Raw genomic sequence first — 8283 nt, 5'->3', positions numbered from 1 at the left:
CCTCGTGGTCCTGCTGGTTAAAAACTCAGCAGGTTAGGTTGAACACCCTGGTCAATATTGAACCGGCAGAACCCCTGTTTGATGGTCAGTTTTCAACCAGCGCCAACACTCTTGCTGACAGGCCGAGCAACAGTCCAGTACTCGCCGCGGGCACCTCGTCCCCACCCAGCAGCACCGCCAAACGAGAAGCGCGGGTCCGGCCTTCGGTGGCGAGCAACTCGAGCTCGCAGGGATCGCCGGCCTCGTCGAACCCAACTGGGGCCCAGAAGGTAGGCTCCTCATCCGCTGGCATAGTGGCCGCTACCGCCTCGACATCCCCAAGATGGGCACCGTCGCTATAGGCGGAAAGCACAAGTGGTGCAGTAGGGGCCATGGCGAGAATGGCTGGACCACGTGCGCCCATGCGATGGACGGACCAGCCTTCCTGCTCAGGGGTGGCAGCGAATACCAGCGGACCAGCAGCCTCTACGTAGACACCAGTCGGTAGCAGGCGCATGCGTCGGCCCTGGGCGCTTGCAGGCAGCCTTTGAGCATCGAGGTGGCTGCGCTCAGAAAGCCGTGTGTAACCGTGCCAGTGCCCCTGCAAATCACGCCGCAGCAACCGGGTACCAAGTGGCAGTGCCTCGCTCCGCTCACGTTCGCTTCGCAGTGTGTCGCGCACCAGCGCCTCGGCGGTCTCGGCAGACAACCGCAGCGGGAGCTCCTCGATCCAGCCCGGGCGGTGCGTGTCAAGCCAGCGGTCGATGGCGTCGGTAGGGACCTCGTCGGGTACGAGAGCACGAAGTCGAGCGAGACTCGACGCGAGTTCGCCTAGAAGGCGGGCGATGTCTTCGTTACGCAACGCCTGCGGGAGGTCGCCGAGGGCACGCGCAAGTAACGCATCCGGCACAACCGCCGCCTGCGATAGGCCAGCGCACTCAATGGCCATCAGCAGGCCCCTCACTACTCGCTGATAACGATTCGCTTGGCGAAGCATGGGGTCGGGCAGCCCGCCCTCAGCTAGGAGCGAGTACAGCCGCATATGGTGGCCACCCTCGGAGATGCGTACCGGACGCCGCCACCATCGCATTCCCCGATCCACTAGATCCCGAGCGAGCGTGTCGTCCGCTCGCAATCCGACTCCATCGAACACCAGCTGCCACGACAGTGGCCCACCCTCGTAATGGGTGCGAATACGTTCGGTCGCCCACATCACAAATGCTGCACCTACGCCGTCGAGAGACTGGGCCGTGCGCAGCCAGTCGCGCAGCGCCGTGGTCAGCGCAGTGTAGGTTGCGGAAGAGCACAGGTAACGGTGAAGGGGCCTGCCGTCGGGACGCTCAAGGCCCTGCCCGGCGATCACCGTGGCGAGTATGTGCAATTGCCCCCCTACGCCTTTCGCGTACTCACGCTGATTAGCTCGGAATAATGACACCCCAACAACAACGCCAGCCGAGTGCGCGTGCTTTCAGGTTCGCGAGCAATGGCCGCGTCCGCGACGGCAGCTACGTCAAGGAGATGAAGGGCTAGTGGATGCCACGGCTCGTTGTCAGGCTGACTGTTGGACCTGCTTTTTGCCCATAGGTTTCGCGCATGGCCAAGATTTTGCCTCATGCAACACCACCCCTGGAACAAGTATGGCCAGCACTCTATGACCTTCTCGTCTCAAATGCTGAGATGGGTCACGTCGGCGCCAACAGGCACTGTCATCGCCAGTGCACCCAGTGCTTCTTGCCACTACGCTCCGTCAGCAGAGCAACCTCCCCCACAGCGCGCAGGTCCACGTCATCACCCAGCGCACGGCCAGCACGTCGCGACGGATGAAGCCATCGGTCGGATTGCCGCAGCGGATCCTCCCCCATGACTGAACCCTGTCCGCGCGCCTGCTGCCCTGCTCGCGCTTGAACACCTTCTGCTCCATCACCGGCGTGACGTCCGCTGACGCGGGCAACTGCTGCCAGCGGGCTCGATCGTGGTCGTCGAGGCGGATTCGCCCGAATTCCATTTCACTGGCGTGTAGCCAGCGATCCAGGAGCCATTCGAGCAATTCGGGATCGCGGGTACGCAGGTGCTCGATCCAGTGACACAGGGCGGCCGCCGACTGGGTCGGGGACTTCGCCGCAAGGCGGTGCGGGATGCGCCTGCCATCGACCCTGTCGCACGGATGGCGCTTCGCGCTGGATCCCCGTTTTCCCGTCGGAATCTCGTAAATCCGCGCCAAGGCGATCTCGATCTGCGGCCTATCCAGACCCGTATCGTTGGGTGCCTCGCCGCGCAGCACGGCTTCGATCTGCGCCAAGCGTTCGTAGCGGATGGCTGATCGGTCATAGGCAGGCGGCTCGGGGCTGCTTTGTCCAGCGAGCGGGCCAGCCGGCGCGTCCTCGCGCATCTGCTCTTCGACGTGGACCGCGTCCGGGCACAGTGTCTCGGCTTCGGCACGCAAGTGCTGATGGAGAAACGCCGCCGCCGTCGCAGCGTCCATATTCGTCGTCTCCTCGCGCCACGCCTGGCTACGCCGCTGCATGGTGCGCGGGCTGCCGAGCCGCCGCTCGAACGCGCGCATCAGATCGGGGACCGGCTGTCCGCACAGGTGCGCGTAGAAGGCGATCCCGACGGTGTGGATGTAGTGGCGCAGGGTCGTGAGCGGATGCGAGTGGCCGAGCAGCGCCGCGATAGCCTGCAGGCCGTGGCCGCTCTGCCCTTCCCCGCCGAACAGCACGTCCATTGGCGCATCCGGCACCAGGAAATCCGCCATCCAGGGAAACTGCACCTCGATCCGGTGGTAATCGACCGAATCCGACAGGGCCGACAGCAGCAGGCGGCTCGCCAGCGTGTGGCGCACCGTGTGCAAGTGGACGGCGGGGTCCGATGCTTTCCGTTGCACCAGCTTGTTGACCGCATCGAAGAAGTTGTCGCCTTGGACCGTACGCGGGATGCCATGCGCCAGCAGTTGGCGCTCCGATCCGGCACGAACGGCCTGGATCCACTTCATGTCCGCGAAATCGGTCAACGCCTTCGGCAGGACGCGATCGGACCAGGCCGTCTTCAGCGTGTGCGTTCCATAGGGCTGCACCCGGATCAGATCGCCTTGCACATCGATCTCGCGGATTTTTTCAGCCTCGCTCCGGCGCAGCCCGAACAGTGCAATGGTCTCAAGATGACGCCGCGCCACGGCGCGGGTGTCCGGATTGCCAATCCCTGATTCATCCACACGGTCGATGGATCGGGCCACAGCACGGATCGACGCCGTCGTCACGATCTTGGCGAGGACACCGCGCGGCGCTGGCGGTTCGATCTCGCCGACCGTAAAGCCGGCCTTTTGCGCCACGGATCTTGCTGCCCGTTGCCGGAGAAACCGGCGAAACGTCTCGAACGGCAGCGACGTATCGATTCCCGGGTGCAGGTCATGGAACTGCTCCTCCAGGTTGACGAGGAACGCCTCGTCGATCGTCAGCTCCGAATCCCCGGCCACGCCAAAACCGACGAGCGCATACCCCACCACCTCGATGACCTGCTGAAAACGGCGCTTCTCGGCTGGCTTGACCTTGCCACCCTGGGTTTTGGCTTGATGTTGCAGGTACCAGACGGCGAACTTTTTCAACAGCTGTTGCAGGGGCAACTGCACCTCGATGTCATCGATCGTCCTGCACATCGCCTCGACCCGCGGCGACTGTCGATAGGCGATCCGGTGCACGAGGTCCTGGCTGCTTGCCACTTCGGAAGACGGCAGCGATACCTGCTCAAGCGACGTCCGTTCGAGGCTGAGCGCGAGTTCAGGCAGTGACCGGTGCACCGTTCTCGCCTCGTAGCCGGCAAGGTGGCGGATTTCATCATCCGCAAGGTCGTGCGTCTCGAACTCCGCCGATGCGTACGCGGCCAGGACCGGGCTACCGCGCATGAGGTGGTACTGCTGCGCAGCTGCACACGTGATCGTCAAGAGGTTGCCGACCTCCACGCCCACCAGCGCACGCAGGTAGCGGCTCAGCGCCGCCTGGATGCGTGCGCGCCGCTTCTGGGGATTCAGAGCAAGCAACGGCGTCAATGCAGCCTTGAGCCTGGCGAATTCGGCGACGAAATAGATCTGGCTGTACGGTTCCAGATAATGGATGCGATCCATCAGGGCGCCGTTTCGCCGGCAGCGAACCCGGCTCGGCACGTACCGCAACGGGCCGGTCGCGAGGATGCCGACGCTGCCGTAGCTTTGCAGAAATGCATCCAGCACCGGCCAGGTCACGAGACCCTGCCGCCAGATGCACAGCATCACGAAGCGCCCGAGTTCGCACGCGTCTGCACCGTCCGGGTCGGCCGCCGCGGGCAGATGCTCGAGCTCCGTGTAAAACGCCGGCAAGACCCGACTCGTGAAGTACGCAAGATGGTGCAACGCCACCTCATCCACCAGCCAATCGCGCTGGAGCTGGATGCGCGGCCGGTCGGCAAAGATCGGCACCTTCCATGCAGTGCGCGCGGCAGCACAGCAGGCCCGCGCGACCTCGCACACCTTGGCGTCATCGCCGACGTAGCGTTGAGCCACCGCCCTCACCAAGGCAGTGACTACCTTCGGATCCTTGATCTCCGCCGCGCGGATGGCCTCGTAAAGTGCCTCGTCCGCCAGGCGGCACTCCGCGTCAAAGTCGAAGCTCGGCTCATCCGGGGGGAGGCGCTTGGCGCGCTGGCTGGAATCCGCGAGCCCTTTCGGCTTCAGCGCAGCGACCACCGGCCAGTCAACCCACGTACCGATGGCCTGCGGATGGGCGATGACCTCAAAGCCGAGCTCGCGCTGCAATTGCTCCTGGCCGGCCAACCAGGCCTGGCGGAACCGCCGAAATGCAAAGTTGGAGGTGACCCGATACGGATGGCGCCCGGCAACCCAATGCCCCATCCCCGCATCGAGGTAGCGCCCGCCAATCACGGCCATTTCCTGACGCACGAGCTTTCTTGCCCAGTTGCCCGGCATGGGGATCAGCTGCTCCACTTGATACAGCCACTTGGGCCGGTAGCCGGTGACTTCCCCGCTGACTTTCAGGAACTGAAACCGCAGGACACCAGCCCTGAACTCGTCAGCGATGGGCTGGAACTCGGGGATGCGAAACGCCAGGTGCCAGACATAGCCAAAGTACGCCCGCAGCTGTGCCAGCACACCCTCCGTCAGCGGTACCAGTCGTTCCGCGCTGCCGTCATCGCGGTGCTTGTCGGCAACGACCGCCACGCCATCGATGATGGCAACCGGCGCCGGCGCGACGCGAGCCCGCCCAGCGGTCGCCATGTTCAGCCACAGGAGGGTGTACAGCGTCAGCAGGTTATGCGCGCGAATCACGCGCTCCACGCCACCCTCGGGCGCAGACTCCAACAGATAACCACGCAGGCGTTCGCGCAGCCGGCCAAGCTCCGCGCGCAAGGCATTCTTGTCGATGGCATCGGGCGTGCCGACGTATAGCGGCCCGGTGTCCCATGGAGTCGTCGAGCCTGCCAGCTGTACCGGGGTGCCCAGCAATTGTGTCAAGGCGCTTGCCCAGACGGCACTCGCCTGATCCACCGGGTACGCCGCGTAATGAATGATGTTCGCGAAGTTCAGGGCTTGCCGGTCGGTGATCAACTTGACCAGGCCGAGGTCGCCACGCGTCTGCTCGAGCATCAGGAACACCAATGCCTCGCGTACCAACCCGGGCTTGATCCCGAACTGCGCTGGCAACCTGGCAAGCCAGGCCTTGGCAGTCGCTCCGTAGGCCGGCAGATCGAGCTGCTTGCTCCCCAGCCACGCCGCATCGCCGAGCAGCTCGATCGCAACGACCGGCAGCTCGACCGTGAGAAAATCCCCCCGCGCATGCGTGATGGTCCTTTTGCGCCGCTTTTGCGCCCGACTCAGCGCCGGCGCCGCCGCCCGGACGGACAAGGTGCGGTCGGCGACCTACACGATGATTTCGGCATCACCCGGGTGTGCGCGGCCAACGCTCCGAAGGATCCGAACCCGGCGTGCATCATCCAAGGTGCGCCCGGTCATCAGGCTGATCAGTACGATCAGCTTGGCCGCCCGCTCCTCTGGCTTGTCGGTATCGGAGAGCGGCAATGCGCGGATCAACGCAAGCAGCGCGTCCCGGCCCAGGCGGTTCCTGGACCACGGCAGCAGCGCATTTTCATACTCTGCTGCATACCGCCACCCCTTGGCCGCGTAGTAACTCGCCACCGGATCATCGCCCGTACGACCGATATAAATCTGGTAGAGCGGATCGCCATCGGACCCATCGGGATCTTCACCCTCATCGACCCAGGCGCCGCGCGGGGCGCGCGGGCTCTGCGTCGGGGACGATTCGGGCCCGTAGACATCGATGGTGACAGCCGATTTGACATCATCCGGGTCATCGACGCGAACCTCCTCGCGCCATTCTCCATAACGACGCACACGCGGTCGCGAGTAGTCGCGCTGCGCATCACGCACGCGTTCGCGCGACACGCCATCCCTTTCCTCGGTCAACCGCCACGCCAGTCGCAACACATGGCGGATCGCACCATGGACGCGATACCGCATGGACTCCAGCTGCTCGCGTGCCTCGCCCTCACTCAACTTGGCACGCCACGCAAGATCCTTGACGTCGCTTGCCCCAATCGTCGTGATGCGATGGACCTGATGCGCAAGCCGTGCCAACTGGCGGCCATGAGCGTCCGTCAGCTCAAGACCCAGACTGAGCAGCGCACCCCGCGCGCCCTGCTGGTCAGGATCGGCCAGCTTCCGGATCTGGCACCCTGCCGCTGCGATCGGCCCACCGGCATCTTCGCGGTTGAGGCGGTTACCGGAGGATTCCTCGCCGTCAAGGTAATTCGAGTAAGAAGCGCTCGTGAGGGTCTGGTGGTGGTAGCGCAGGCACAGCCATACAAACCACTCCGTGATGTGCTCGAAGTCAGGTTGATCAGCGCCACGGCCCGCCTCCAGCATCAGCACATCGCACAGCGGGCCATCGCCCGTATAGGGTTGCAGCGGAGTGGATGAATCACGCGGATAGTGCGACTGCGCAAAGTGCGCCTCAGCCGCGCCGGCAACCGCCACTTCGCGAAGAATGGCCAGCTGCTTGCTGATGTCGCCCAGCTTATCGGGCTTGATGGCCGGGTTGTTGTCGAGCATTCCGACGAACCGGCCGCAGTACAGCGCTGATCCTTCCAGCGAGTACGGCGCCGCGATCAGGCGCAACGCGTCAATGAGGTCGCGCCTCGATAACGTCCCCGCCCCACCCTGCTCTTGCGCTCGTCGCGCGTTCACAAGATCAAGCAAGCGGGAGAGATGGAGGTTCACAGCTCGAGCGCGGGAAACCGTTGCCGGATCATGGCGGCGGTATTGACTGATTTCTCGATCAGCAGCCCGCCTTCCATCGCCGTGCCGCAGAGGCGACAGATCAGATCGACGTTGCCGTCGATGAAGTCACCAAACACGTGGAGCATCAGCGCGGCCACCTGCGTGAACGTCAGCTGCCTTTTCGGAGGGTTGCCGCACACCACGGCAGGCACTTCAAGGTGTGGGAGGCGGTACCTGGCGAGTGCGGTGGTCAGTTGGTTGGCATGGACACGCAGACGACCCGTGCGTGTGTCGCGTGCCACGACGGGAGGCGCCCACTGGACGAGGTCTTTGACACGCTCCGCGGAAACGGCCGCGGCAAAGCGATCGAACGCCTCATGGACCGCAAGGTCCACGGACTCGTCGGGAGCAAATAGGTCGAGGCCGTTCAGGCGGACGGAAATCCTGCGCCGCTCGGAAGGGACGCTGCCTTTTGGCCATCTGGTGCGAAATGCGCCATTGCGCGGATCAACGCCATGTAACCGGGCGATCCGGACCTGGTAGGCGACCGCCAGCACTGCACGCCGTTGGGTGAGGCTGATGCGAGGCAGTTCACCACGCGCCGATATCAAGCAGGCGGCAAGCCCGAGGTCTGCCTGCCACGGCTTTGGAGTGAATTTCGGAACGACCAGCTTCATGCCGTACCACCGTTACCGGCGAGGAGACTAGCTCAGGTGCCTGACACGCACGCATGAACGAGGCCGTAGCCCTACGGTCATAATCTAGCATGAAATCCGTTTCGCCATTTGTCGGCGTTATACGGTAGTAGCGGGTGGTGATCGATATCGACTCGAGAGGCGTATCGGCCGAGCAGATGCTTTATCTACAACAACTGGCGCCTTATTTCCCCGACGTAGACCTTATGCGGCCGACTACCGTGTTCGGATTATGAGCGACGAGCTGCCAGACTGCTCCACCCCGCAACAGAGTCGCGCATTGTAGATAGCGCACGCCGAAGTTGCAACCACCAGCAGCTTGTAGCT

Annotated in this window: 5 protein-coding genes; all 5 read right to left on the bottom strand. The window is 64.0% G+C overall.

Annotated features, from left to right (window positions below; translation table 11 throughout):
- Window positions 1-85 precede the first annotated feature (85 nt).
- A complete protein-coding gene (locus tag AC2VLV_RS05810) occupies window positions 86-1360 on the bottom strand; it encodes an STY4851/ECs_5259 family protein (protein ID WP_486989074.1) in 1275 nt (424 codons plus the stop codon).
- An 8-nt stretch (window positions 1361-1368) separates the two neighbouring features.
- Window positions 1369-1593 (bottom strand): HD domain-containing protein, encoded by a 225-nt coding sequence (locus tag AC2VLV_RS05805; RefSeq protein WP_486989073.1) that lies wholly within the window; start codon window positions 1591-1593, stop codon window positions 1369-1371.
- A gap of 133 nt (window positions 1594-1726) precedes the next feature.
- A complete protein-coding gene (locus AC2VLV_RS05800) occupies window positions 1727-5869 on the bottom strand; it encodes a hypothetical protein (RefSeq protein ID WP_486989072.1) in 4143 nt (1380 codons plus the stop codon).
- A gap of 15 nt (window positions 5870-5884) precedes the next feature.
- Complete coding sequence (locus AC2VLV_RS05795; protein WP_486989071.1) at window positions 5885-7261, bottom strand: hypothetical protein; 1377 nt, start codon at window positions 7259-7261, stop codon at window positions 5885-5887.
- Entirely contained in the window at window positions 7258-7938 is a 681-nt protein-coding gene (locus tag AC2VLV_RS05790; protein ID WP_486989070.1) for a hypothetical protein, read from the bottom strand. Before AC2VLV_RS05790 ends, AC2VLV_RS05795 begins: the two co-directional genes overlap by 4 nt.
- Window positions 7939-8283 lie beyond the last annotated feature (345 nt).

This window comes from Thiomonas sp. TH-17 (assembly GCF_057473305.1).
The sequence above is the reverse complement of the archived record's forward strand: the minus strand, read 5'-3'. Positions and strand labels throughout refer to the sequence as shown.

What these genes read in the sequence shown, in the direction of transcription:
- AC2VLV_RS05805 (WP_486989073.1), bottom strand. Translation starts at nt 1,593, where the DNA reads ATGAGGCAAAATCTTGGCCATGCGCGAAACCTATGGGCAAAAAGCAGG.
- AC2VLV_RS05790 (WP_486989070.1), bottom strand. Translation starts at nt 7,938, where the DNA reads ATGAAGCTGGTCGTTCCGAAATTCACTCCAAAGCCGTGGCAGGCAGAC.